Here is a 23,774-nt window from a genome sequence, read left to right on the forward strand (position 1 = left end):
ATGAGCCAACTATGTCGAGCGCAGATAGAATGTAATTCGTCATGGATCGTAGCTGTTGCGTTGAAACTACATTTTGAGCTTTGCGTTCATTCGGCTTGAAGGTATTGCTTCGTTACCCATCCATAGCCTCCTTCAAATTCAATTTGAACCCATTCAGTAGTTCCGTTCATCATGGGTGGGCCGATAATGCGGATGCCGTTGAACCCATTGGGCAATCTCGCGGAAATCGTGTTACTGACGCCGGGTCCATTTCGGACATTGAGGGTGTCGCCGATTCCAACTCCAGTAACGCTGTAAAACACTGGACGTGTTTCCTGAGCAGGAAACGACGACAAAAGCGGTTTTAATGGCGGAGACGAGTCGGAAACCGGAAGAGCCCGAGGGATCTCGTCAGGCGTTTCAACTGGAAGCGCCCGCGGAATCTCAACACGCGTATCGGCTGGTGTGGTGTTCACGCTCACCGCTTGGCTATCTGTCGTACCTGTTGTGTTCCGGTGAGAGGAAGGCTCACCAGCCGGGATAAATAAAACGACCCAACGCTTAGAAAAAGGGGCCTTGAGGCCAAAGAAAAAGAGAATAAACAGCACGGCTAACGTGCCGCAAAGTATTAAATAACGCCACCCTGCGACACTCGTATCAGGTGCCAAAATTCGTAAAACAACGAATACGCAAAGTGATATGACAATGCTGAACGCCCACATCTGAACAGGGTCGAGACGCAATGCTAAAGTGTCGGCGAAGAATGCAATAAGCGCCATGCCCGGCATAAGCAGAAAAACCGCCATTGCCAGCAACAACAACACAATGATGCCTACTATGGGATGCTGCTTTTGCTCTCGGTTCTGGTTGGATGTGCTAGCCATTCAGGTAAATCGCATTCGTGAGTAATTGTTAGCGCATCGTTTGCACAAGAAAAATGGTCACAGTAAATATGGAGCCTAACAAGGTGGCAAATGCAATGGCGCAGTACGTGGAGGCCCGCAAGTCCCGCAACTAACCCCGCCCGCAAATCACGCCGCCTCGGCCTTGTACCATGGCACAGAGCATTCTTCCGTCCGCTTGCTGGACTGCTTCAGCCGCGTTACGCCGCGCAGCCGTTCCTCCAGTTTGGGTGTGGTGTTGGGATTATTCACACATGGAATTGACCCTCCTAGGCCGTTGCAAAGCCACATTTTTGTTGCCCAGCAACGGCCTAGGAGGGTAAAACGACACTCATGAGCGCCACGTTCCGTACTTTTCCTACATAAATGTGGGCAATAAAGCGCCTGACAAAACTTGAAACCTGTTCACCATCCACACTGTTCGCCCAACTCAATGCCACCGCAGCCTATCAAAAGATTTAGCCCCCGTATTCCATGACCACAATACTTTGGATCATTGGCGGCCTAGCCGTCCTATTTGGAGTGTTTGCACTGTTTTCTTCCGACAAGTCAGACCCGAAAGAAAGAGCATCTGAGGCCCTTGGTGCCGCCGCAGGCGGTGCCGCAATGGGTGTCGGATGCATTCTTCAGCTCATCATTCCTGCATTGATGCTGTTGGCTGGCTTGTGGCTGCTTGCCAAGATTTTTGGGAACTGATTCAGGATGACAGAATCTTCACGACGCCACTTCACTCTCATCGTTGCTGCGCTTGCATTTCTTGGATGCGCTTCGCTGCCATACGGATTCTACATGATTTTGAGAGTCGCAGTTTGCTCGTGGGCAGTATGGACTCTCATTTGCGCCCGCCCGCCGTCTGAATCACCTTGGACGTGGTTTTTGGTCTGCTTGGCTCTGCTTTACAACCCGATCATCAAGGTTCATTTGGGACGAGAGCTTTGGGTGGCGGCCAACATTTTTACAGGGATCGGACTTCTTGCATATCACCGCACTCAACACTAAACCAAGGGCGAACAAAACGGATGCAGGCAACGGCTCGAATCCCAGTTCAAAGAGCAAATCACGCCGCCTCAGCCACCAGAGCGCGCCCCACCGCCTCGCCATCCAGCGCCTCCGCGTTCTGAAACCACGTCGCGTAAAAGCGTTCCTTGGTGATACGGCTCTGAATATCGAAGGCTGCGAGGCAAGATCCTTCCGCCTCAAGAAGCAAAGCACTGGGAATCAACAAGAAACTAACAAGATGAGGCTCAGCAACCGCCACTATCTGGGAAGATCAATTTAGGTTCAATTGAATTTAAATGAGTCAATAAGCGTGCGGAGCGCTTCCCCATTTGTTTTCCAATTACCTTCACTCATGGTGCCGATAATCCAGTAACATTCCAAATCTGACTTCATCACTCGGGTGTATATGTGTATTTTCGTATCATTGGATCCAGTAACAGCTTCATAGGTCGAGTCGTTAGTAGCAAACCACCCGGACGTTGGTTTTGAAATTAGCGTTCCTTCTTCAGCAAAAAATTTTGCTTTCGCGTTGGCAAAATCGACTGCTGTCATGGGTGTTCTTATTCTGTTGATAACCACTCTCCCCATGATCTTAAGCGAGTCGGTCACCATGAATTGAACGTTATTTCTTTTGGATTGATCAATCAGGGAATCGAGCTCAATCAGCTTGGCTCCAAAATATTTTGATTTCTCAGCCGCAAAAGATTGGCCTTGCAGGCCTGAGGCAAAGGTGGCCAAAAGAAAGATTATTCTCAAAAATGATGGGTTTGATTTCATGCAGGATTATTGCCAGTAAATGAAGTTATAACAGAGCGAACCCCTGTTTTCATAAAAATGCCGAACCAACGACAAAGCGGTACCAAGCTCGCCGGGGCCTACATCAGCGCCGAGAAAGACGCTGCCCTAGCCAAGCTCGCCGCGCAGAAAGGCTACGCCAACAAGGCCGAATTCATCCGCGCCCTCTTTGATGACGCCCTCGCCGAGAATACAAAAAGCCCAGCAAAAACACGCAGTTTATCAAAACCCAAATAGTGAACCTGCCGGTCTTCCGCGCACGAATATGGCGTTTAATAACTCAAGGCAACTGCACTTCTCGTAGACAATTGCTCAAGACTACCTGCAATCGTTCATATCCATCAGGAGGTTCTTAATTACCGCGTTATCGTCGCCAGTGATTGGGCAGGGCTTTTCCATCACGTCGCAAATCAGATTGTTTTTCGTAATGTAATATGACTGCTCTATAATCATAGACAGCGCCATGATCGCTCGACAGAGACGCGGGCCATCGAACACACCGTCAAGGCTTGGAGCCTCCAGCCATTTTAACCATGCAATCATTTCAGCACGTAGGTGGTTGGTCGCTGGAGCCCAAGTTTTTTCGAGATTAGCCGCGCTTTTGGTGAGGCGTAGTTGCTTGAGAGTGGGAGCGATACAATAAAATGCGAACTTGGCTTTGTAGTCCGTTAATTTTTCTTCGTCTTTCAGGTAAACAGAAGCCGTGCCTATGAAGCTGACGCATTCGAGATGTCGCGCAAGAATGACAAGGGCAGCAGCCCTTTTGAAAGGTCCTGGCTGCTTCGGAAAAAATTCCGAAGTGAAAATGTGTTTCGAAGCAAAACGACACAAGCGATCAACACCTTTAGATGTAAATTCAGGAGAACACCCCGTCTCGTCTTTGAGATATTTGTCCCAATAAATCGAAACCCCTTCCAAAAGAGTGCTAACAGTTTTGTGGTCAATCTTTGCGTCTTCGCCGTCTAGGAGCCCCATACTTTTACTACACAGGTGTTAATAAAAAGAGGGTGCAATGCACCCTCCGGTTTCGATTCAAGGTGTGAATTAGGCTTTTATCAGAGTCTTATTTTTGCTGATCTCGCGAGATTCCTCGCAACATGCAACAACATCAGCCACCGAAAAATCATCGACTACAGTTGAAGGAGCATTTGGGATCTTACCCATCCCTTTGGATGGGCGGCAGATGACTGCAACGTCGAGTTCGTCGAGTAAGCCATCAGATTTCATGTGTGCAAATGAATAGTCCATAGAACGAGAGTGCGGTAAAAACTACAGCATTTCCCTCCAGAGGGCGGGAGATGGATGCGGAGCCTAATGATTTTATTAAGGCAGACAAGCATTTTTTTACTTGTTTACAAACATACTATGGATTGGGAACAGGTCCAATATTCATGATTAAGCATATTTTTAGCCTGCTTTGAATAGACGCTTAGCGTCGCTGCGGGACAGAGGTTTAAACAGCCGTCTCCCTGCGCAGACATTGTTCTAACCTACTGTCCCACTTCGCCGGCAATCACGCTGCCTCGGCCACCAGAGCGCGTCCCACCGCCTCGCCGTCCAGAGCCTCCGCATTCTGAAACCACGTCGCGTAAAAGCGTTCCGTGGTGACCTGGCTCTTGTGTCCGAGAAAGTAGCTCGCTGCCGCCAGTCCCGACCGCATGTACACAATCGAGCCTGCCCACATTCTCAGCTCGTGGTTGCCCTTCGTGCGGTCTGGAATGAACTGCCGCAGCCAGGTGTTGTGCAGTCGTTCCACCAGCTCCTTGCGCGCCTCGTTCGCCAGCGTCGGTGCAATCAGCAGCCCCTCACGCTTCAGCAGGATCTCGCGCAGCTCATCATCCAGCACCAGATTGCGGGGTGCACCGTCCTTGAGCGGGTCAAAGTCGGCACGTTTCCGAATGCTCAGCACCCATTGCGGCTTCCCATCCTTGTCGGGCCGCTGTTCAATCCACTCCCGCTTGGCGGCCAGCAGCTCCTTATTGCGCAGGCCCAGCCGTCGCAGCATCGTGTTGACCAGCCACAGCTCCGCATAGTCCAGCTTCACCGCCCGCAGCCGGTCCAGCGGCACCTCATGCGTCACCGTCACGCCATCGAGCGCCCAAGCCACGCGCGCGCTGTCCGCACCCACCGCCTGCAAAATCCCCGCCTTGTCGCCCAGCTCATGCAGAGGCGTCCCGCGTGAGGCATAGACCGATTTCACCAGCATCCCCGGCGCCAGCGGTCCGGCGATCTGCATCGTGCGCAGTTCCGTGCTGGCCTTCTCCATCGCCGCATAGACGTCGTGATCCCACGGCGCGAAACTATGGTCCGGTTCGGGAAGCGACCACATCGCCCGGATCGGTGCGACGTCCGGCACGTGCAGCCCGGCAAACTTCGCGTCGATCATGTCAGGCCGGAACAAAGCTTTCACGCCACGCAGGCACGCATTCAAGCCGCTGTTGCAGTCCAGTTTATCAACTCGGTTCACCGCACCCTCCTTGCCGCCCTGGCCCAGCGAATAGAACCGCAGCACGTTCTCCTTGGTCAGCACCTGGTCAATCGTCACGCTCCAAGGGTTGGAATCATTGACCACTCGCGCGAGACGCAGCCAGCTCGACAGGTAGGCGCGCATCGCCCCGTCCGAACAAATCTTGTCCCCCGTCTTCGCGGCATCGTGGATCTGCTTCACCGTCGCAATGTTCAGCGAACGTCGAGCCTGTCCGGCCCGCATCTGTTCGACCCCATTGCCCGCCTCCTGCATCTTTTGCAGCTTCGCCTTCGCCGCCTCCTCGGCCTCCTTCACCGTCGCGCAATCGGTGAGTTCACGCACCCGCTTCTTCATCCATTTGAAGTCCATCGTGAAGTTCGACCCCTCGTAACGGCGGTAAAACGACACAGTGACACCGCGAATTTTCCGCACGGTCCGGCTCTTCCAAAAAGTCTCGCTGCTCATGGTGACCAATTGGTGACACTCTTGGTGACACTTTGCAACAACGAAGTCACCCCCATACCACCCCCTTCCATCGTTGCCTTTAACCTCTTCAACCTGCTCCGGCTACGCCTTGCATTCCTTCATTTCACTGGGGAAAACGCCCTTTTCACCCAGTAAAACAAGCAGTGCCGCTGGCCGGACTCGAACCGGCAAGGGAGTTACCTCCCAGCAGATTTTAAGTCTGCTGTGTTTACCATTTCACCACAGCGGCGTGGGGAATGCCTGCGCCGCGAGTGTAGCGGCAAAGCCGAATGCCTCAATAGCTGAAAATCTCGCCATCCTTGAAAAAGCGCTTCAGTTCGACTGCGGCGGCTTCGGGGGAGTCGGAGGCATGGACGACGTTGGTCATCTTGTCAGAGCCAAAGTCACCACGGATGGTGCCCTTCGGCGCGATCTTGGAATCCGTCGGGCCCAGGAGATCACGCACGTGGGAGATGATGTTCTCTCCGCTGATGGCCACGGCAATCACCGGCTTGCTCTTCATGAAGCTGGCCACATCCGGGAAGAAAGGCTTGTCCGCGATGTGCGAGTAGTGCTCCTTGAGCAGTTCATCCGTGAGCTGGAGCATCTTGCAGCCACGAATGCGGAAGCCTTCGTCTTCGAGACGCTTGAGGACTTCGCCATTGATGCCGCGTGCGACGCAGTCAGGTTTGAGCAGGATGAGGGTGGTTTCTTGGGCCATGAGGGTCTTGGGGGAAAAAGGGTGCGTACACTGCCGTCCGCCGCTGCATCCGTCAAGGCTGGGAATGTTTTGCCAGATGGAAACGCGGCGCTAGGCTCTGCGCCGCCTTCCCCTCCGCGTCATGCCTGCACGCTCCTACGCTTTCTTTGATCTCGATCACACGCTGCTGCCGTTCGACACGCAGGCGCTCTTTTGCAACTTCGTGCTGCACCGCGAGCCCTGGCGCGTGCTCCTGCACGGACTCTTCGTGCCAGTCGCACTGGCTCGCGCCTGCGGTCTCGTCAGCACCGCCACCGCCAAGCGCGCCTTTCTGAGTTACCTGCGCGGCATGCCTCGCGAGCGCCTGGCCAGATATGCCAGAGAGTTCGCCGAAATCTGTGTGCCGAAGTGGGCCTACCCATCTCTCCGCGCCGAAATCCTCCGCCACAAGCACCAGCACCGCGTGCTGGTGCTCAACACCGCCAGCCCCGACTTCTACGCGCATGAGATCGCCCACGCCCTTGGGTTTGATCACTGCCTCGCCACGCGGTTTGAGGTCGGTGCCAAATTTCCCAGCATGCCCAGGCTCGTCACTGGCAACAACAAGCACGCGGCCAAGATCACCGCCATGGAAGAAGTCGTGCCCGGCCTGACCGAACTCACCGACCAGGAACGCTCTCAAAGCTGGAGCTACTCCGACAGCGCCGCCGACCTGCCCCTGCTCGAATACGCCGGCTACGGCGTCCTCGTCCACCCCTCCCGCAGCCTCGCCGCCATCGGCAGGCAGCGCGGCTGGGCCATCCTGCACCCCGAGCGCCCCTATGACAACAAGCTCGGAGACATGCTCCGCGTGGTGCTGCAAATGTTCGGCTTGCATCCGGAATGAAGCGCGCCCTTGCTCAAGGCGCAGATGGACTTATGATCGCGCCGGTTAAGCGAGGCACCCGTAGCTCAGTGGATAGAGCAGCCGATTTCTAATCGGCTGGTCGCAGGTTCGATCCCTGCCGGGTGCACCATGCGGGAAAAGCCGCATGAAAATCGGTTCCCGCACCGGTTTGCTTTCGGCTCAATGCCGGGATTCACCTGGCCAGGTGCACTTGGAAAAATCTCGACACTTCAGCGAACTGCTCGTTGTTCAGCCGAAACCAATGCCCTTTGTCAGGCACCACAATGAGCTGGGCTTTGACTCGGGCTGCGGAAAGGGCCTGAAAGAACCACTCGCTGTGTTCCACTGGAATGATTCTGTCACGATCTCCATGGATGATGAGGAACGGCGGCAGTGAGGAGTTGATATGGAAGACGGGGCTCGCATCTGCAGCCAGGTCGAGTTTTTGCTCGATGGCTCCTCCCAGCAGTTTCTCGATGAGGTTCAGCCCGACGCTGCGTTTCGCATACAAGCTTCCCAGTTCGATCAGATCGGTCACCGGATACAGCGCGCACACCGCCCGAATGCGCGACTTTCCCTCGGTGGCACCAAGCAGTGCTGCCAGCTGCCCCCCGGACGATTCACCGCTGGCCCCCATGCGCCTGGCGTCGATTCCGTAACGAGCGCCGTTATCGCGCAGCCATTGCGCAGCGGCCTGGCAGTCCTTCAGTTGCGCTGGGTACACTGCGGTGTTGGTCATGCGGTATTGAATGGAAGCCACCGCGATGCCTGCGCTGGTGAGATCCCGCACGTTCACATGGTAGCCCTTGCTGCCAAACCTCCAGCACCCGCCAAAAATCCACAGCACCACGGGTGCGGGTTTGGCTGTTTGAGGCACATACAAGTCCATGTGCAGCTTGTGCCCGCCCGGTGCAGCAAACAGAACATCGCGGTACATTTTTTCACCCGGGCGCTCCGGCCCATAGGAGGAGCAACCCGCCACCAGCAGCATGACAATGAGGCAGATGCTTCTTCCGATACCTGATGCGATTGACCCAGCGGCGGAAGTCATCGGAAAATCAAGAAAGCGCATGGTCATGACATATACGCAGAAGAGGACTTCTCGTCTCTGTTGCAAAGGATCGATGTCGAGATCGCGTACGCCAGACTTGCGATTGGAAGGCGTTTCGCGGGTGTGGTCATGAGGCACCGCATCAAAAAGTACATTGCAGCGGCAGCTCAAAGATCATGAACGTCGGTGCCGACATTCTTCAGTGGTGCTCCCGGTGGGATTCGAACCCGCAACCAAGGGATTATGAGTCCCCTGCTCTAACCGTTGAGCTACAGGAGCATGCGCACGGTGCATGCGATTATGCATCGCACAGAACACGCGGCAACTGATGATCTTGCGGCATCGATTGCAGACCTCTCTGCAAAATCCTGCCACTCGCCTCAAAATGCCTCACCGCATCAGGTCTGGAAGACCCACGGACTCAGCCGGGGGCGCAGTCGCGAAACGGCAAGCCTGGGTCCCACTTGCACCCACAGGCCATTGATTCAGATAGCGCCATGAAGAGGCGCGAGAAAAGGTCCCATCACCCCACGATGCCGTCATCCGCATTTCAATGAGATAGAGCGATACTAAACCGTCCTCTCCGCCTCAATATCAAACAGGAAGTCGAAGTCCTCCTTCTCCAGCAGGTTGGTGAAGCCGCCTTCGCCAAGCACGTTGTTAACCATGAGGTTCTTCTTGTGCTGCAAGGTCATGATCTTTTCCTCGATCGTGCTCTTCGTCAGCATGCGGTAGGCCATGACAGGCTGCGTCTGGCCGATACGATGTGCCCGGTCAATCGCCTGGTTCTCCACGGCAGGGTTCCACCATGGATCGTACAGGATGACGTAGGACGCGGCGGTCAGATTCAGACCGCTGCCGCCGGCCTTGAGGGACAGCAGGAACACACTGGCGTTTTCATCTTCCTGGAAGGCTTTGACGATTCCAGCACGGTCCGTACTGGCTCCGGTGAGCCAGTGGTACGGCAGCTTCATCTCTTCCAGCTTGGTGCGGATGATCTTCAGCATGGAGACAAACTGGCTGAAGAGCAGCACCTTGTGGCCTTCATCATGCAGCCCTTGAATCACTTCCAGGGTGGAGGTGAGCTTGGCGCTCTCTGCATTCTCCGCCGTTTTGTCCACGAGACCCGGATGGCAGCAGATCTGCCGCAGGCGCGTCAGGGCCTGCAAAATGGCAAAGCGGCGGCGGTTCACCATGTCAAAGCCGGAGCTGTTCAGCACCATGTGCTGCGCGCGGGCCAGTTCTTCTTTGTAAAGCTCTGCCTGGCGTCCGCTCATCTCGCTGAGCAGGTTTTCTTCACTGCGTGAAGGCAGGTCACGAGCCACCTGGGATTTCGTACGGCGCAGCAGGAACGGACGCAGGCGCGCGGCCAGTCGCTCCGAGGCACGCGGATCTTTGCGGCGGTCAAAGTGGCGGTGGAAGTAGGCGCGCTCACCCAGGGCTCCGGGTGTCGCAAAAGTCATCAGACTCCAAAGATCAAGCAGGCGGTTTTCCAACGGCGTGCCCGTCAGCACCAGACGGTTGTCGGCGCGAATTTGGCGCGCTGCCTTGGCGGCCTTCGAATCCGGGTTCTTGATGTGCTGGCCTTCGTCGAGAATCGCTGCAAGCCAGCGGACGGCGGCGAGCTCGCCATCAAAACCACGCATCTGCGCGTAGTTCATCACCACCACGTCGATCTGCGTCATCACCAGGTTCAGATCAAACAGATCGCGGTCATGCAGCACCAGCACCCGCAGATCCGGCGAGCCCTTCTTGAACTCCAGCGCCCACACGTCGAGCACCGATTTCGGACAGACCACAAGCACGGGCAGGTGCGGTCCGTCAGCTTTTTTGCGGGAGCGCAGCCACAGCACCCACGTGATGGCCTGCAGGGTTTTGCCCAGGCCCATGTCATCCGCCAGGATGCCGCCGAATCGATTGGAGGTGAGATAGGTCAGGAAATGAAAACCATCGACCTGATAGGGACGCAGCGTGACGTTCAAGCCCTGGGGGACGTCAGGGCGCGCATCGAGCTTCGCCTCCTCCATGCGCTCCACGATCTTGCTCCAGGCCTTCGGATTGACGATCTCCGCCGCATTCTCCTGCGCGAGCTGCCGCCAGTGCAGGCGATGGGCCTCGTCGCTGTTCTCATTGAGGTCGATACCGAGACGGTCGAGCATCTCCTGCTGCTCATCGCTGAGCTCCAGCTTCACACGTCGCCAGCTGCCATCCGCCAGACGCACGAACTCTCCCTTCGCGGCGATGAGGCGGCGGATGTCGGCGGGCTTGAGGTCCATCCCTTCGATGTCAAAAACCAGACGCAGGTCCAGCCAGTCAATGCTGCCGGCCTGGGTGGCCTCGATGCGCACGCGTGCAATCAGCGGATCGGCGAGAATCGTCTGCAAGCTTTCATCCGTCTTCAAATTGACGTTTTCAGGCAGCTGCCCGGCCCAGGCATGAAACATGTCCGGGAAATCTTTCGCCATGCGCACGCGCCAGGCGTCATTTTCCATGTCCCAGGTGCGGCGCAGCTGGTTCATCAGCTCTTCGGCATCCCTCAGAGCTCGCCGGTCACGGCAGACGATGGCGTCGGTGTCGGTGTCAGTCGTTTTTTTTTCATCCACCGGCTGCCAGCCGGAAAAGCGCAGCATCTCACGCACGCGCCCTTCACCATCGACCGCTTCGGCTTTGAGAGTGACAAACTCAGCGCCGCCGGAGTGCGAGGTCTTGGCCAGGCAGGCGGCGGTGATGTTCACATGCAGATCCTCATGGCGCACACGGCTCTTGATCGCGTCGGGCACCGGGATGTCGATCTCACGCATGAAGGAGATGCCCTCGGCGGTGGCCAGCGCCTCCAGCGGCATGGTGACAGCTGCATCGATGCGTGACTCGTCATGCAGCCAGACCGGACCGCTGAACAATGTGTCCGAGCTCAGGTACAACGTCTGCACCCCGCGCAGAATGCGCAGCGGCAGCGGAGCGGGAGTCCCGTCCGCAGTTTCAAGCTGAAGGGTCAGATTCAGGCCGTTTTCACTCAGGCGTGCCACCCAGCTCAAAGGCTCCGCCACACGGTGGAAAGGCAGTTCATCCAGCGTGATCATGCGCTCCTGCAGCGCCGGCTGTTGGAACAGCGTCGCGAGCCATAGCGCATGATGTTTGGATTCCAGTCGGAAGGAGTCGTTCCAGTTCTCATCACTCTGGGACAGACAGGAGACCAGCAGCAGCTCCGAACCGCCTGAAGTCACAATGCGTCCATCACGGTGTTCACGGCGCAGGTTGTCGAGCAGCGCGGCATCGACCGTGGTGTACGGGGATGGCGTTTCACCTTCAAGGCGCATCTGCAGGCGCGCATCATTCACCGTGATGAGCAGGCGGAAGTCACACACACGCGGCGGCTGGCGGTGGGTGTGCCGGTCATCCTGACGCGCGTCGATGAACTCGCGGATGCGCTTCTGCCACGTCGGCACGGTGCTGGCGTGCCGCCATTCACGCAGGGCTTCACGGGTGCCGTCGATGTCGGACATGCCGCGCAGGAAAGCCGGCACCGCGAGTCCTTTGTCCGCGAGCGCGAGTGCGATATAGTTCCAGAACTCACGCAGGGTTTTGGGCGCTTCAGGCCACAGCGCCACTGGGTCGAGGCTCTGGATCGCCCACTTCGGGTGCAGACGCACCATGTCCTGGTCAAAGATCTTGCCGGTCAGGCGCACGCGCTCATAGCGCTTCTCCATCTTGCTCAGATAATTCTCCTCATCGGGCGTCAGCGGGCGCTCGAGCTTGGCGGTGAGCAGGTGCTCAAAATCCTCTTCCTCCACCGGAACCATCGGCAGCGTGCCACGGGCCTCGCGGCGCTGCAAGGCCACCAGCGTGGTGCACAGGGCCAGATCCTCCAGTTCCTGATCGTCATCCACGTCGGTTTCGCCGTGCCAGCCATGCTCACCGCGCAGCCAGCGCACCTGGGCAGGGCGGTCATCCAGCCGCACCTCGGCCATCATTTCATCCTCCAGCAGTTCCAGTCCCCTCACGGCATCATCGTCCGCAAGGCGTTCCGCCTCCTGACGGGTGCGTGCGTCGAACGGGCGGAGCAGAATGGGAAGGTCGGTGATGAGGCTGGACATGCGAGGAATTGAGGCCCTCGCCGGTCAGCGGCGGGGGAACCGGAGCGATAGCATGGACAGTGGCCTTTGGGAAACGAGGATTGCTGAATTTCCGCATTCCCACTCCTTGTTTGACAACGCTTCCTCGTCCAAACACAGCCCATGCTCTCCCCCGTCCTCACCCCCGCAGGTTTTCTCTCCCACGAAGGCGTGGCAGCATCGGCGGCGGACAGAAAAATCGCCTCCGCTGGCTCTCCCAGCGCCATTTTTCGAATTTTGAGCACCGATTTGCTCACCGCCGAGATGGAGCCGCCTTGGAGATGGCTCAGGGAGTTCGCCCAGCAGTTCTTCACCCGCCTGTGCCAGACCAAGGATGCATTGAGAACCTCAGTGTTTGCTGACCGAGAAGCCTTCATCGCCACCGCCCCCCCCTTCGCTGGCGCGGAATACCTCACCGCCGAGGTCCTCGAACGCTGGTGGCTCGAACTCGCGCAGCACATCAATCAACTGGCCACCCACGGCGTGGAGGCCTGGCTGCGCGAGGAGTGCCCAGCCTGGCATGTCGTTGGCCGCGTGACATTCCACCTCGCCGAAAACAAGACCGACACCCAGCGCCCCTTCGCCTTCCTCGCCACCTTCACCGAAAAACTCAGCGCCACCGGCCAGCCACAGCACCTGCCGCTGGCCCGTGCCCTCCAGCTTTACTCCGGCCAGAAAGATCAAACCGCACTCAACGCCCTTCTGGCTCCGGTACGCACCGCCGCAGAAAAATCCAAACTCATCCGCGAATGGCTGGAGACCAAGCGCCTCTTTCAACCCATGGCCATGTCTCCCCAGGAGGCCTTCCGCGTTCTGCGCGACACCGCAGTCTTTCAAGAGAGCGGCATCGTCATGAAACTCCCCGACTGGTGGCGCAGCGGCAAAGGCCCGCGCCCCGCCGTCTCTGTGACGATCGATGCCCCCAAGCAATCCTCCCTCCACGCCGGAGCCCTCCTAAACTTCAAAATCGCCGCCAGCCTCGAAGGCGAGCCGCTCACCGACGCCGAATGGGACAAGCTGCTCAGCGCCGACACCGGCCTCGTCTCACTCCGCGGCCGCTGGATCGAAGTCGACGGGGTCCAACTCCAGCAGGTGATGTCTCACTGGCAAAGGGTTCAGCATGCCACGGGCGAAGGCGGCATCGGTTTCCTCGACGGCATGCGCTTGCTCGCGGGCTTTGATCCTCGTCAGGCAGCGATGGAAGAAGAACGCACGGAAATGGTGCACGACTGGAGCGAAATCGTGGCGGGCAAAAATCTCGCACATCTGCTCCATCAGATGCGCGCGCCTGCCGAGGCCGCACCGCCTCAGAATCTGCGTGCGACCATGCGTCCGTATCAGCTCCAAGGCTTTGCATGGCTGCAGTTTTTGACTCGACTCGGCCTTGGTGCCTGTTTGGCCGACGACATGGGCCTGGGCAAAACATTGCAGGTCATCGCCCTGCTCCTTGCTCGGCAAAAAGAATCGAAAGCGCCGGCCCTCCTCGTCGTCCCAGCCTCCCTCGTCGGCAACTGGAAGGCCGAAGTCGCCAAGTTCGCCCCCGACCTGAAAATCTTCATCGCGCATCCATCACAGTCCTCGCGTGAAGCACTCGACCATGCAGTCCAGCATCCTCCCGAAGCCCTGCGCGGTTTTGATGCCATGCTCACCACCTACCAGTTTCTGCAACGCACCGAATCCTGGCAGCAGCATCCATGGAGCGTCGTCATACTGGATGAGGCCCAGGCCATCAAAAATCCTGGCAGCGCCAGCACGAGAGCCGTGAAGCGCCTGGTTGCACCCACTCGCATCGCCCTGACCGGCACGCCGGTGGAAAACCGCCCCGGCGATCTCTGGAGCCTCTTCGACTTCCTCAATCCCGGCCTGCTCGGTGGTTCCGCCGCCTTTGCCGATGCGGTGAAACGCTGTGCGAAAAGCAGCACCGGTTTTGCACCGCTGCGCAAACTGGTGCAGCCCTACATCCTGCGCCGCATGAAGACGGACCGCAGCATCATCACCGACCTGCCCGACAAGATCGAAACGAAAGCCTTCTGCGGCCTCACCAAACGCCAGGCCACGATCTACGCGAAGCTCGTCGACCAACTCGCCAAGATGCTCGCTGACAAGGAGATGGAACCCATCAAGCGGCAGGGGCTTGTGCTGGGCTTTCTGCTAAAGTTCAAACAGATCTGCAACCACCCCAGCCACTGGAACGGCGATGGTGCTTGGAACCCTGCAGACAGTGGCAAATTCACGCGCCTCGCGGAAATCTGCGGTGAACTGGCCGAGCGCCGTGAACGCGCGCTCATTTTCACGCAGTTCCAGGAGACCTGTGATCCCCTCGCCCGCTTCCTCGCCACCGTCTTTGGCCGCGAGGGCCTCATCCTGCACGGCGGCACTGCCGTGAAGAAGCGCCCGCAGTTGGTGGAATCCTTCCACCAGCCCGATGGACCGCCCTTCATGGTCATCAGCGTCAAAGCCGGCGGCACAGGGCTCAATCTTACCGCCGCCAGCCACGTCATTCACTTTGACCGCTGGTGGAACCCCGCCGTGGAAAACCAGGCCACCGACCGCGCCTTCCGCATCGGGCAGAAAAAGAACGTGATGGTTCACAAATTTGTCTGCCAGGGAACCATTGAGGAGCGCATTGATGCCTTGATCGAAGAGAAGATGAGCCTCGCCCACGATCTGATCACCGGAGACGGCGGCGCCGAAAAACTGCTCACCGACATGGGGGCGGAGGAACTGTTGAACTTTGTCGCTCTTGATGTGAACTCTGCGGTCGTGTAAAAGACCCCCATGTGGTGGTCTTACCAAGATGTTGAAGAACAAAAAAAACAGGTTCAGCGCGAGATCGCGAAGCGAAAGAAGCGTGGAGAAAAATTTGAAGTACTGCCAGCTCCAGCGGGACAGAAGAAACTGAGCACGACGTTTTGGGGGCAGTCCTGGTGCCGCAATCTGGAGTCTTATCAGGACTATGAATCGCGGCTTCCGCGTGGACGCAGCTACCTGCGCCAGGGAAAGGTGTATGATCTGAAGATCGAATCAGGCAAGCTCAGTGCTGTGGTGGCGGGATCAGAGCTGTATGACACAAGCATCACCATCGAACCGCTGCCAAAGAAGCAGTGGCAGAAGATCGTGAAATCGAGCGCAGGACAGGTCGGCTCGATGCTGGATTTGCTCGCTGGAAAGTTGGGGGATGGACTGATGAGGGTGCTCACCGATCCGGACGACGGTCTGTTTCCGAAGCCGAAGGAGATTCGCTTCATTTGCTCCTGCCCGGACCATGCCGACATGTGCAAACATGTCTCCGCCGTGCTCTACGGTGTCGGGGTGCTGCTCGACACCAAGCCGGAACTGCTCTTCACCTTGCGGGGTGTGGATCAGGCTGAACTGCTTTCCAACGCCAGCAATGCAACGATCACGGATCTCTCCAACAGCACCGGTGATCTGGCCGAAGCCGATCTCTCGTCGATCTTTGGCATCGACCTGAGTGCGGAAGTGCCGCTGGAGCCATCCGCCGAAAAGCCGCCGGTGAAGAAGGCTGCCAGGAAAAAAGTCGCGGTGAAGAAGCCGAAGAAAGGTTGATGGACAGCCTCACTTCACATGCATGACTCCGCGCATGATGACCCAGTGGCCGGGGAAGGTGCAGAGGTAGGGGTAGTCCCCGGGTGATTTGGGAGCAGTAAAGCGCAGGGTTTCGCTGGCGTTGGGATTGAGCAGCTTGGTGTGGTGCAGAATCTTGTCTGTCGGTGGAATGAAATCCTTTTTGATGCCATCCGGGTCTTTGGCCATTTCATTTCCGGCCAGGCCGATTTCTTCCACGCTGCCGGGCTGGCAGATGGCGAGATTGTGGGCGGTGGCGTCTGGATTGTTGAAAACGAGGCTCACCGACTGTCCAGGCTTCACACTGAATTCGGTTTTATCGAACAGCATGCGCTCACGCACGCAGTTGATGGTGATCCTGGCGACACCGGGCTGTTTGTCGAAAGCGGTTTCTTCGGCGGTCTTTTTCTTCTCGAAGGGGCCGCGTTTGTAGTTGGCGGCAAAGGCATCCATGAATGCGGCAATCTTCTTGTTCTCCTTGTCCTTCCAGTGGCGTGAAAGCGCCTCGCTGCCGAGTGCGGTGCGCACGGCGTAGGTCAGATGGTCGCCCATGGGCCGGTCAAACACACCGAGCACGGCATTCAGCGCGTCTTCGGTTCCAATGTAGCTCGCGGCAATGACGGCCTCCATGCGCACGAGGCTGTTGTCGTCATTCGCACGTGCGCGGAGCTGCTCGATGCGGTCTGGAAGATCTGTGTAGCGCAATTGCGTCGTCGCTGCGGCGCGGGCGTGGTGTTCTTCGCAGTTGAGCAGCTCTTTGAGCAGGGCGGTGTTTTCCGTACTGAGAGTGCGGTAGGTCCACAGGGCTTCGAGCTGATGATGGCGGAAGCGCGCATCCTTGGGGTCGAGTTTGGCCACCCAGGCATCCAGCGCGGTTTTGACTTCAGCAGCGTAGCGTTCATGCAGCTCGCGCTTGGCCTGGTAGCGCCAGCGGTAGTGCGGGCTCTTCAGGAGATCGAGCAGAGCGGGGATCGGTGCGCCAGCCACTGTCGGTGGTTCGGCGAGCTTCGCTCCTTTCGGCACGATGCGCCAGATGCGGCCGCTGGTGCGCAGGCGGCGTGGGTCACGCAGCGAGTACTGCGCGTGGCCTTTGATGGGGTTGTACCAGTCGCAGATGTAGAAGTCGCCACGGGGACCGGCCTTCACATCGGTGGGGATGAAGCTGAGGTTGGTGGAGAAGATGAGATCGCCGATTTTCTTTTCCTCGTAGTGGTCGTCCATCTCGATCCACTGATGCATCTCGATGTTGTTCGTGGGTTTGTAGCGCGCCTTGATGAAGCCGCCCTGCAGCTCCTGCGGCCAGAAATCGAAGTCGACAAACTCCTGGCCGCAGGTGCCGGAATACGCGGGCATTTTACCAGCGCCGGGATGCTGCTCGGGATAAGGCGGATTGGTGGCGTGAAAGGCGCTGGCGAAAATGGGATGGCTGGCCACGTGATGGCCCCAGTCATCGAAGGTCACGCCCCAGGGATTCGTGCTCGGGTAACTGCCGAAGGTGCTGAGCTTCTGTGTGTCGGTGCGCAGGCGGAACCAGCCGGAGTTGTCCAGACGCACGGGGCCGTAGGCGGTTTCAATTTGTGAGTGAAGAAAGATGGAATCACGGATGATGAGATCGCCATCCGGGCTCCAGACAAAATCATGCAGCGCGTGGTGGGAGTCCTCCGTGCCAAAACCGGTGAAGACCTGGCGGCTGAAGTCTGCCTTGCCATCACCATCCGTGTCTTTGAGAAAGGTGAGGTGGGGTTCATCGGAAACATAGACACCGCCGTCGCCAAATTCGAAGGCCAGCGGGATGTGCAGGTTGTTCGCCCAAACTGTGGATTTGTCGGCCCGGCCATCGTTGTTCGTGTCTTCGAGAATGATCAGGCGGTCCTTCGGTTCCTGGCCGGGGTAGAGATGCGGGTAGGCCTGCGAAGTGCTCACCCACATGCGGCCCTGCGTATCCCAGCGGATTTGGATGGGATTGGCGATTTCGGGGAACTGCTCTTCGCTGGCGAACAAGTTCACTTCGAAACGTGGATCGACCTTGAATGAGGCGAGTTCATTCGCGGGTGTCATCCATTCGTTCGCGCCTTTGCTTTCCTTGGTCGCGGGCATGGCAGGGACATTGGAGTCATCGACTTTTTTACCGGCGAAGCTTTGGCCCTGTGCGATGGCCCAGATGCGCTGGTCGCGATTGGCCACCATGACATCAAAGCTCCGCATCGCTGGGAGGAAATCGAGGTAGCCATAGTCCTTGTTGCGGTCGCCTGTGTAGTAGAAGCCGTTCAGCGGGCGGTAGCGCTGGAAAAACTGCCGGTTCTTGTCTGCGATGGCGGCGCGCAGTTCGGGCGTGGTTTCTGGAGCGCTGACTTCGAAAGTGGCGCGATACAGGGCCTCGCCGAACACCGCGCAGCCTTTGTCCTCAAGATGCACGCCGTTGAAGGTGAGCCCCTTCATCGCAGGCAGCATGGGCTCAAACACGTTGGCGAATCCCACCTTCTGCGCTGCAGCGACTTCACCCATCGCCTTGGTGTAGGCGGCAAGCCGGGCGTTGTTCATGTCCGCCGCCGGGACGCCGGTCACATTCTCATTGGCGATGGGCGAAACCAGCACCACGCGTGGCGCTGTCTTGCCGTTGTAGGCATGCGTCTTCAACTCCTGCACCAGCGCCGTGAGCCGCAGCTTGAAATCGGCCAGTTTTTCCAGCCCACCGAAGGATTCATTGAAGCCAAACGCCGCGAAGATCACATCCGCCTTCTGTGCAAACAGGTGCTGATTCAAGGTGCCGAAGTTTGTGGGCCTCGGCATCAGGTCCACTTCATCCGCCGACCACGCCAGCGTGCGCACCACGAGCTGCTTGTCTGCATGCCCCTTGAGCAGCATTGCTTCGAAATGTGGGAACTGCGCGCCGCGATCAAACAGCGTATTCCCAATGAACACGACGTGATCTCCCTTTGCCAGAACCAATGGTAGCGCTGTATCCACGGCCGCCGTCACTGGTGGCAGCGGCGCGGCTTTTTCCTCCATGTAATACTTCGCCAGCGCCGGGTCTTCAGGCGGCGGGGGCTTGCCGGAGTCCGTGTTTTTCGCGTCCAGTGGATTCACCGCCATGGTCGGATTCCGTGCCGCTTTTGTGTTTTGAGCTACAGCGCACGTTGAAACAAGTGCGAGGGCGAGAAGGAAAGCGGCAGGCTTGGTCATAGGGCGAATGCAAAGGAACGTGTGCAGGCAGTTTTTTATCTCTCATCAGGAGGCGAAACCGGACAAAAAAGGCGGGCCATTTCTGGCCCGCCTTGATCTCAGACGAGAAATGAATCCTGCACCTTACTTCACATGCATCACCCCACGCATGATGAGGTAGTGGCCGGGGAAGGAGCACACATAGGGATAATCACCGGGCTTGGTGGGGGCGGTGAACTCGATGACTTGTTCTTTGCCGTGGTCGAGCAGCTTGCTGTGCCAGAGGATATCGGTGCTTTCGGGGATGAAGCCGGTGTCGAAGCCTTTGGCCCCGAGGGCCATGGCTTTGGTGGCGATTTCCTCGGCTTTGCCGGGATTCACCAGCAGGATGTTGTGCGGCATGAAGTCGGGATTAGCAAAGGTGAGCTTCACCTTCTTGCCGGCTTTCACGCTGAGTTCCTTCACGTCATACATCATGCGCTCAGGAATGGTGGCGATGCGGATGGTGGTGAGCTCGGGTGTGTCACTGAGAATCCCAGACTTCTTCGCCTTTTCCTCCACTTCACCGGCGATGACGCCGCCGTGCATGGAGGCTTCGACATTGAACCAGAGATGCTGCACGACGTTGGCAGCATTGCGGGCGTGCAGCTCGGGAGACTTCTGCAACTGACCGAGCAGCTCCACATTCCGCACGTTGTGCTGCTGATGAATCCACAGCGCTTCGAGGAGGTGGTGCGCGTCCTCCTTTTTGTTCGGATCAAACTGTTTCATCCACGCCTGCGTGGCGGCAATGACTTCCTTGGTGTCGCGTTCGCTGAGCTCGATGTGGGTGCGGTGACGCACGCCGTCGGCGGGGTGTTTGAGGTTTTCCAGCAGCGCAGGGATCGGCTGACCATCCACAGCCACGATCTTTTGCAGCGGACGCCCTGTGGCGGTGATGCGATAAATGCGCCCATGCTTGTGGTCGCGGTTGGGATCGCGCACGTTGTGCTGCATGTGGCCGATGATGACGTTCTGCCAGTCGCTGAGATAGAGCGAGCCATCCGGCGCAAACACCGCGTCGCTGGGGCGGAAGTTTTTGTCGCCGCTCATGAGAAAACCGCGCGAGGTCTCTTCAGTGACGGTGCCATCAGCCTGGGTGGTTTTCACCTTGAGCTCGTCGCCTGCGGGTTCACCCCAGACGGTGCCTTTGTCGGCGTCGCGTTCGAGGTGGTAATGCTTCACGCCGAGGAAGCCGATGACGTTGCAGATAAGGAAGTCTCCCTGCATTTCGTCGGGGAAGTGCGTGCTGCTGACGACCTCGCTGGCGGTCACCGGGCGCACTTCCTTCTTGAGCAGTTCATACATCTTGAAGCCGTTGCCTTCAGGGCGCACCTGATACGCACGGCCGCCGGTGCCGTCCGTGGCATATTGATAGCCCCAGGAATCAAACGAGGTGCCGTGCGGATTGGGTGAATTGTCCGCATGCTTGGCGATGGTGAAGCGGCGTGGATCGAAGCGATACATGGCCGAGGCACCGACGTTCAGGGATGGACCCCAAGGGTGCTCGTAATTGTGCTGCATGAAGACGCCGCTCTGCCAGTAGAGACCGCCATCAGGGCCATAGATCAGATTGTTCGCGCCGTGGTGAGTGTCGGAGCTGTCCAGGCCCATGAGCATGATGGTTTGCACGTCCGCCTTGTCATCGCCGTCGGTGTCCTTGAGGAACAGGATCTCAGACTGGCGGGTGACGAGCACGCCGCCGTTCCAGAACTCAAAGCCCAGCGGATTTTGCACGCGGGCAAACTCTGTGGCGCGGTCGGCGCTGCCGTCATTGTTGTCATCGTGCAGGATGACCAGCGCGTCGTTCATCTCCTTCAGCGGCTCCCACTTCGGATACGTCGGCCATGCGGCGACCCAGAGGCGGCCCTTGGTGTCGAACTGCATCTGCACCGGATTCGCGATCTGCGGGAAGCGCGTCTCGTCGGCAAAGAGATGAACCTCAAATCCCTTCTTCACCGCCATGCGCTGGATGCCCTCTTCGCCGCTGAGGTACTTCAACGTGCCTTCCTTCTGCGCGCTGCTGCTCTTGCTGCCACCGCCCACGTTGGAGATCACCGGCACGGGCTTCGGCACATTGCTGTCGTCGATTTTTTTGTCGCCGCCCGTGATGCGCGCCCACACGCGCTCATCGCGGTTTGCAGTCATCACATCCAGCATGGAAAGCTCATGCTGCAGCACCACAGCGTTGTTCTGGCCATCGACAAAGCTCAGCGTGGAGCGGCTGCCCCAGACGTCATTGCCGTCGGAGGCGTGGTAGCGGTTGTACCAGTGCAGTTCCTTGTCCATCACGGCTTCGCGCAGCGGCTCCATGGAGGGCGACGCGCTCATCTGCTTGCCGAGCAAGGCCTTCGCAATGACTTCCGCAAGCTGACGATCTCCCTCGATGGAAAGATGCACGCCATTGATGGTCAGCGGCTCCTTCGCGGCTTTGAACAGCTCCAGCGATGGGTGATACAGGTCCACAAACGCCACGCCAGCTTCCTTTGCAGCTGCCTCAGTGGCTTTCGTGTAAGCTTCGAGCTGCGCATTGTGCGCCTTGCCATCTGGCACATTCACATTGCGCGTGTCTTCATGGGCGATGGGGCTGAAGAGGACGATGCGAGGGAAGGATTTGCCATTCGCCTTGCTGCCGCGGGTCTTCTTCACGAACTCGACGAGCTGCTTCTGAAACTCCTCCGGCTTGTTGTCGTAGGATTCGTTGTAGCCAAAGAAGCCGAACACGACATCCGCCTTCACATGGCGCAGGTAGTCCGTCATGTGCGTGGCGCCGCTGCTGCGTGGGTAGTTGTTGGGGCGGTCGCCGCTGGTGCTCATGTTACGGAAGCGCACCTGCAGATCGGGAAGCTGGCTTTGCAGCAGCGTTTCCATCCAGCCATCGTGCTGCATGCGGTCGGGAAGGCCGTTGCCGAGGATGGCGACGACATCACCTTTGCCAAAAGCGAAAGGTGCAGGGTCTTTGTAATCTGCAGGCACTTCGGCCAGTTCAGGTTCTTTCACAGGAGCAGCGCCGCCGCCGGCGTTCTTCTGCGCAGGCTTGCCCGGCTTGCCGTCAAAGGTCAGGTAGGCAAGCTTGCCGCCGCCCTTCACATCGATCACCATGGATTCCGGACCGGCGACATTTTTGATCTCAAACACTGGTTTGCGAGCTTCATCGAGCAACTGAAGGGTGAAGTCGCCCAAACGGTCCGAAAAGCCCTGACGGCTCCATAGGCTGATCGTGTCGATGGCCTGACTGGAGCCCAGATCCACTTCCCACCATGGGTTCGGCTGGTTCTCTTTCGTATGCGTCTGGCCACCCTTGCCCCAGTCCGGGCTCTTGTTGCCATCAAAGGCGCGTTCCGGGACGCCGCCGTTGGTCGTTGTTGATTGCGAGGCCTTGCCGCCCTTCACCACGTTCTTGCCACCGCTCATCACTTCGATCTCCGCGATTTGCAGGCAGCGTTTGTCACCGGGAATCTCGATGCGCACATAGCGGGCAGGTTTGCCCGTATTCACAGATACCTTGGCAGCTGCAGCACTCGTGGTCGTCGCCGCTGCTGGCTTTGTCTCCGCCCTCTTGCGGCTCCTCGTGTCGTGGTTCGCCGGAATGACCGAGGCAAATCCGGCATACATCTCGGGTTTGACGCCATGGGCATAGGCACCGCCGCCAAAGGTATTCGGCTTGAACGGGCCAACAAATGAAACATCGAGGTCAGGCTTGATCGCATCCTCCAAGCCCAGCGCCCAAAAGATGCCGTTCACGATCATGCGGCGATAGCCTTCATTCGTGATGTCTTCCGAGGTGCCGTAGAGCGTGGTGAAGACACGGCCAGCTTTGCCAGAGGCGGACTTGTAGGTGCGTGTCCACTCGCTGGGCATCGGTGGTTTGGTGGCATCCGCAGGAGAATCCTTCGTCATGCCATTGAGCGGCTGGGCCATCGTCAGAATCTCGCCATCCGTCGGTTTGCCCACGTATCCGCCCGCCTGCACCCAGATGTCCTTCACGCCGCGAAGAATGGGATGCGTTGCCTTGTCCGGCACGATGGCGATGCGCGTGCTCTGCTTGTGATTCGTACCGTAGTGGCCTACCCATGTCTGTCCGAGCACCTGATGGCCAAAGCCCAGCTCATAGCCGCTGACCTTGCTATCAAAGGAATACTTCGCGTAAGGATCATCCTTCGTCGTCTTGAATCCATGCGTCGCGGTGCGCAGTCCGACCACCGGGCCACCACGGGCAAGGTATGCATCGAAGTGCTTCATCTGCTCCGCCGGAAACTGCTGAAAGCGCAGGAAGACCACCGCGAGATCCGCCGTGTCCAGCGCCTCCATGCCCGGCATGTTCGCCACTTCACCCGCCACGATGTCGCCTTCCTTGTCGATGTCGAACAGCACCGTGCACTTGAAACCCTGATGCTTGGCCAACAGACGCGCGATGGCCGGCAGTGACTCTTCAGAGCGATACTCGTGATCCCCGGCCAGGAAGACGATGTGCTTGCCCTTGCCGGGCCCTTCGGTGCCTTCAAAGACAAGTGGCGCGGCGCTCGCGAAGGTCGCGAGCGAGAAAAGGGTGAGGAGTACGGCGGCTAGGTTGGTCATAAAAGGTCAGAGCAAACGTGGGATTGCGGTGTGGTATCTCGCGGTGGGGAACGA

The 23,774-nt window shown here is 58.2% G+C and carries 18 protein-coding genes and 3 tRNA genes; 7 read left to right on the forward strand and 14 right to left on the reverse strand.

Annotation, left to right across the window (positions count from 1 at the left end; genetic code table 11):
• Positions 1-86: 86 nt before the first annotated feature.
• A complete protein-coding gene (locus tag ACILSL_RS13675; protein WP_395732601.1) occupies positions 87-863 on the reverse strand; it encodes an SH3 domain-containing protein in 777 nt (258 codons plus the stop codon).
• Between the two features lie 147 nt (positions 864-1,010).
• Positions 1,011-1,133 carry a hypothetical protein gene (locus tag ACILSL_RS13680; RefSeq protein ID WP_395732602.1) on the reverse strand — a complete coding sequence of 41 codons (123 nt, stop codon included), beginning with the start codon at positions 1,131-1,133 and terminating at the stop codon, positions 1,011-1,013.
• A gap of 222 nt (positions 1,134-1,355) precedes the next feature.
• Here ACILSL_RS13680 and ACILSL_RS13685 point away from each other — a divergent pair, with 222 nt between their 5' ends.
• Positions 1,356-1,577 (forward strand): hypothetical protein, encoded by a 222-nt coding sequence (locus ACILSL_RS13685; protein ID WP_395732603.1) that lies wholly within the window; start codon positions 1,356-1,358, stop codon positions 1,575-1,577.
• A gap of 6 nt (positions 1,578-1,583) precedes the next feature.
• Entirely contained in the window at positions 1,584-1,880 is a 297-nt protein-coding gene (locus ACILSL_RS13690) for a DUF6804 family protein (protein ID WP_395732604.1), read from the forward strand.
• A gap of 58 nt (positions 1,881-1,938) precedes the next feature.
• Here ACILSL_RS13690 and ACILSL_RS13695 read toward each other — a convergent pair whose 3' ends face one another.
• Positions 1,939-2,106 carry a hypothetical protein gene (locus ACILSL_RS13695; protein ID WP_395732605.1) on the reverse strand — a complete coding sequence of 56 codons (168 nt, stop codon included), beginning with the start codon at positions 2,104-2,106 and terminating at the stop codon, positions 1,939-1,941.
• A gap of 56 nt (positions 2,107-2,162) precedes the next feature.
• Positions 2,163-2,657, reverse strand: a complete 495-nt coding sequence (locus ACILSL_RS13700) for a hypothetical protein (protein ID WP_395732606.1) — start codon at positions 2,655-2,657, stop codon at positions 2,163-2,165.
• A gap of 57 nt (positions 2,658-2,714) precedes the next feature.
• Here ACILSL_RS13700 and ACILSL_RS13705 point away from each other — a divergent pair, with 57 nt between their 5' ends.
• The gene (locus ACILSL_RS13705) at positions 2,715-2,912 is read left to right on the forward strand and encodes a hypothetical protein (RefSeq protein ID WP_395732607.1); all 198 of its coding nucleotides are present in this window, start codon (positions 2,715-2,717) and stop codon (positions 2,910-2,912) included.
• A gap of 81 nt (positions 2,913-2,993) precedes the next feature.
• Here ACILSL_RS13705 and ACILSL_RS13710 read toward each other — a convergent pair whose 3' ends face one another.
• The 5 genes from ACILSL_RS13710 to ndk form a co-directional block, all read right to left on the reverse strand.
• Positions 2,994-3,650, reverse strand: coding sequence for a hypothetical protein (locus ACILSL_RS13710; protein WP_395732608.1), 657 nt, complete (start codon positions 3,648-3,650; stop codon positions 2,994-2,996).
• 69 nt (positions 3,651-3,719) lie between these two features.
• Positions 3,720-3,902: a hypothetical protein gene (locus ACILSL_RS13715; RefSeq protein WP_395732609.1), complete on the reverse strand. Its 183-nt coding sequence runs from the start codon at positions 3,900-3,902 to the stop codon at positions 3,720-3,722.
• A 286-nt stretch (positions 3,903-4,188) separates the two neighbouring features.
• Positions 4,189-5,607 (reverse strand): hypothetical protein, encoded by a 1,419-nt coding sequence (locus ACILSL_RS13720; protein ID WP_395732610.1) that lies wholly within the window; start codon positions 5,605-5,607, stop codon positions 4,189-4,191.
• Positions 5,608-5,772: 165 nt separating this feature from the next.
• Positions 5,773-5,857, reverse strand: a tRNA-Leu gene (locus ACILSL_RS13725).
• Between the two features lie 45 nt (positions 5,858-5,902).
• The gene (ndk, locus tag ACILSL_RS13730; RefSeq protein WP_395732611.1) at positions 5,903-6,328 is read right to left on the reverse strand and encodes a nucleoside-diphosphate kinase; all 426 of its coding nucleotides are present in this window, start codon (positions 6,326-6,328) and stop codon (positions 5,903-5,905) included.
• A 121-nt stretch (positions 6,329-6,449) separates the two neighbouring features.
• On the opposite strand from ndk, the gene ACILSL_RS13735 reads away from it, so the two are divergent.
• Positions 6,450-7,193, forward strand: coding sequence for an HAD family hydrolase (locus tag ACILSL_RS13735; RefSeq protein WP_395732612.1), 744 nt, complete (start codon positions 6,450-6,452; stop codon positions 7,191-7,193).
• A 54-nt stretch (positions 7,194-7,247) separates the two neighbouring features.
• Positions 7,248-7,323 (forward strand) — tRNA-Arg (locus tag ACILSL_RS13740).
• 63 nt (positions 7,324-7,386) lie between these two features.
• Here ACILSL_RS13740 and ACILSL_RS13745 read toward each other — a convergent pair.
• From ACILSL_RS13745 to ACILSL_RS13755, 3 genes are all read right to left on the reverse strand, one after another.
• Positions 7,387-8,244, reverse strand: coding sequence for an alpha/beta hydrolase fold domain-containing protein (locus tag ACILSL_RS13745; protein WP_395732613.1), 858 nt, complete (start codon positions 8,242-8,244; stop codon positions 7,387-7,389).
• A 203-nt stretch (positions 8,245-8,447) separates the two neighbouring features.
• Positions 8,448-8,523: transfer RNA gene (locus ACILSL_RS13750), tRNA-Ile, on the reverse strand.
• Positions 8,524-8,813: 290 nt separating this feature from the next.
• On the reverse strand, positions 8,814-12,338 hold the full coding sequence (locus ACILSL_RS13755) for a DEAD/DEAH box helicase (protein ID WP_395732614.1): 3,525 nt from the start codon (positions 12,336-12,338) through the stop codon (positions 8,814-8,816).
• Between the two features lie 141 nt (positions 12,339-12,479).
• Here ACILSL_RS13755 and ACILSL_RS13760 point away from each other — a divergent pair, with 141 nt between their 5' ends.
• Positions 12,480-15,125 (forward strand): DEAD/DEAH box helicase, encoded by a 2,646-nt coding sequence (locus ACILSL_RS13760; protein WP_395732615.1) that lies wholly within the window; start codon positions 12,480-12,482, stop codon positions 15,123-15,125.
• Between the two features lie 9 nt (positions 15,126-15,134).
• Positions 15,135-15,923, forward strand: coding sequence for a hypothetical protein (locus tag ACILSL_RS13765; RefSeq protein WP_395732616.1), 789 nt, complete (start codon positions 15,135-15,137; stop codon positions 15,921-15,923).
• A gap of 9 nt (positions 15,924-15,932) precedes the next feature.
• Here ACILSL_RS13765 and ACILSL_RS13770 read toward each other — a convergent pair whose 3' ends face one another.
• Both ACILSL_RS13770 and ACILSL_RS13775 read right to left on the reverse strand, forming a co-directional pair.
• Complete coding sequence (locus ACILSL_RS13770) at positions 15,933-19,034, reverse strand: PVC-type heme-binding CxxCH protein (RefSeq protein ID WP_395732617.1); 3,102 nt, start codon at positions 19,032-19,034, stop codon at positions 15,933-15,935.
• 213 nt (positions 19,035-19,247) lie between these two features.
• Positions 19,248-23,720 carry a PVC-type heme-binding CxxCH protein gene (locus ACILSL_RS13775; RefSeq protein WP_395732618.1) on the reverse strand — a complete coding sequence of 1,491 codons (4,473 nt, stop codon included), beginning with the start codon at positions 23,718-23,720 and terminating at the stop codon, positions 19,248-19,250.
• Between the last annotated feature and the right edge of the window lie 54 nt (positions 23,721-23,774).

This window comes from Prosthecobacter sp., assembly GCF_044222345.1.
Taxonomy (GTDB): Bacteria; Verrucomicrobiota; Verrucomicrobiia; order Verrucomicrobiales; family Verrucomicrobiaceae; genus Prosthecobacter.

Bases quoted from the DNA above. Each gene is read 5' to 3' on its own strand.
- ACILSL_RS13760 (WP_395732615.1), top strand. From the start codon at position 12,480: ATGCTCTCCCCCGTCCTCACCCCCGCAGGTTTTCTCTCCCACGAAGGC.
- ACILSL_RS13720 (WP_395732610.1), bottom strand. From the start codon at position 5,607: ATGAGCAGCGAGACTTTTTGGAAGAGCCGGACCGTGCGGAAAATTCGC.
- ACILSL_RS13700 (WP_395732606.1), bottom strand. From the start codon at position 2,657: ATGAAATCAAACCCATCATTTTTGAGAATAATCTTTCTTTTGGCCACC.
- ACILSL_RS13690 (WP_395732604.1), top strand. From the start codon at position 1,584: ATGACAGAATCTTCACGACGCCACTTCACTCTCATCGTTGCTGCGCTT.
- ACILSL_RS13705 (WP_395732607.1), top strand. From the start codon at position 2,715: ATGCCGAACCAACGACAAAGCGGTACCAAGCTCGCCGGGGCCTACATC.
- ACILSL_RS13745 (WP_395732613.1), bottom strand. From the start codon at position 8,244: ATGACTTCCGCCGCTGGGTCAATCGCATCAGGTATCGGAAGAAGCATC.
- ACILSL_RS13710 (WP_395732608.1), bottom strand. From the start codon at position 3,650: ATGGGGCTCCTAGACGGCGAAGACGCAAAGATTGACCACAAAACTGTT.
- ACILSL_RS13735 (WP_395732612.1), top strand. From the start codon at position 6,450: ATGCCTGCACGCTCCTACGCTTTCTTTGATCTCGATCACACGCTGCTG.
- ACILSL_RS13715 (WP_395732609.1), bottom strand. From the start codon at position 3,902: ATGAAATCTGATGGCTTACTCGACGAACTCGACGTTGCAGTCATCTGC.
- ACILSL_RS13775 (WP_395732618.1), bottom strand. From the start codon at position 23,720: ATGACCAACCTAGCCGCCGTACTCCTCACCCTTTTCTCGCTCGCGACC.
- ACILSL_RS13685 (WP_395732603.1), top strand. From the start codon at position 1,356: ATGACCACAATACTTTGGATCATTGGCGGCCTAGCCGTCCTATTTGGA.
- ndk (WP_395732611.1), bottom strand. From the start codon at position 6,328: ATGGCCCAAGAAACCACCCTCATCCTGCTCAAACCTGACTGCGTCGCA.
- ACILSL_RS13770 (WP_395732617.1), bottom strand. From the start codon at position 19,034: ATGGCGGTGAATCCACTGGACGCGAAAAACACGGACTCCGGCAAGCCC.
- ACILSL_RS13765 (WP_395732616.1), top strand. From the start codon at position 15,135: ATGTGGTGGTCTTACCAAGATGTTGAAGAACAAAAAAAACAGGTTCAG.
- ACILSL_RS13675 (WP_395732601.1), bottom strand. From the start codon at position 863: ATGGCTAGCACATCCAACCAGAACCGAGAGCAAAAGCAGCATCCCATA.
- ACILSL_RS13755 (WP_395732614.1), bottom strand. From the start codon at position 12,338: ATGTCCAGCCTCATCACCGACCTTCCCATTCTGCTCCGCCCGTTCGAC.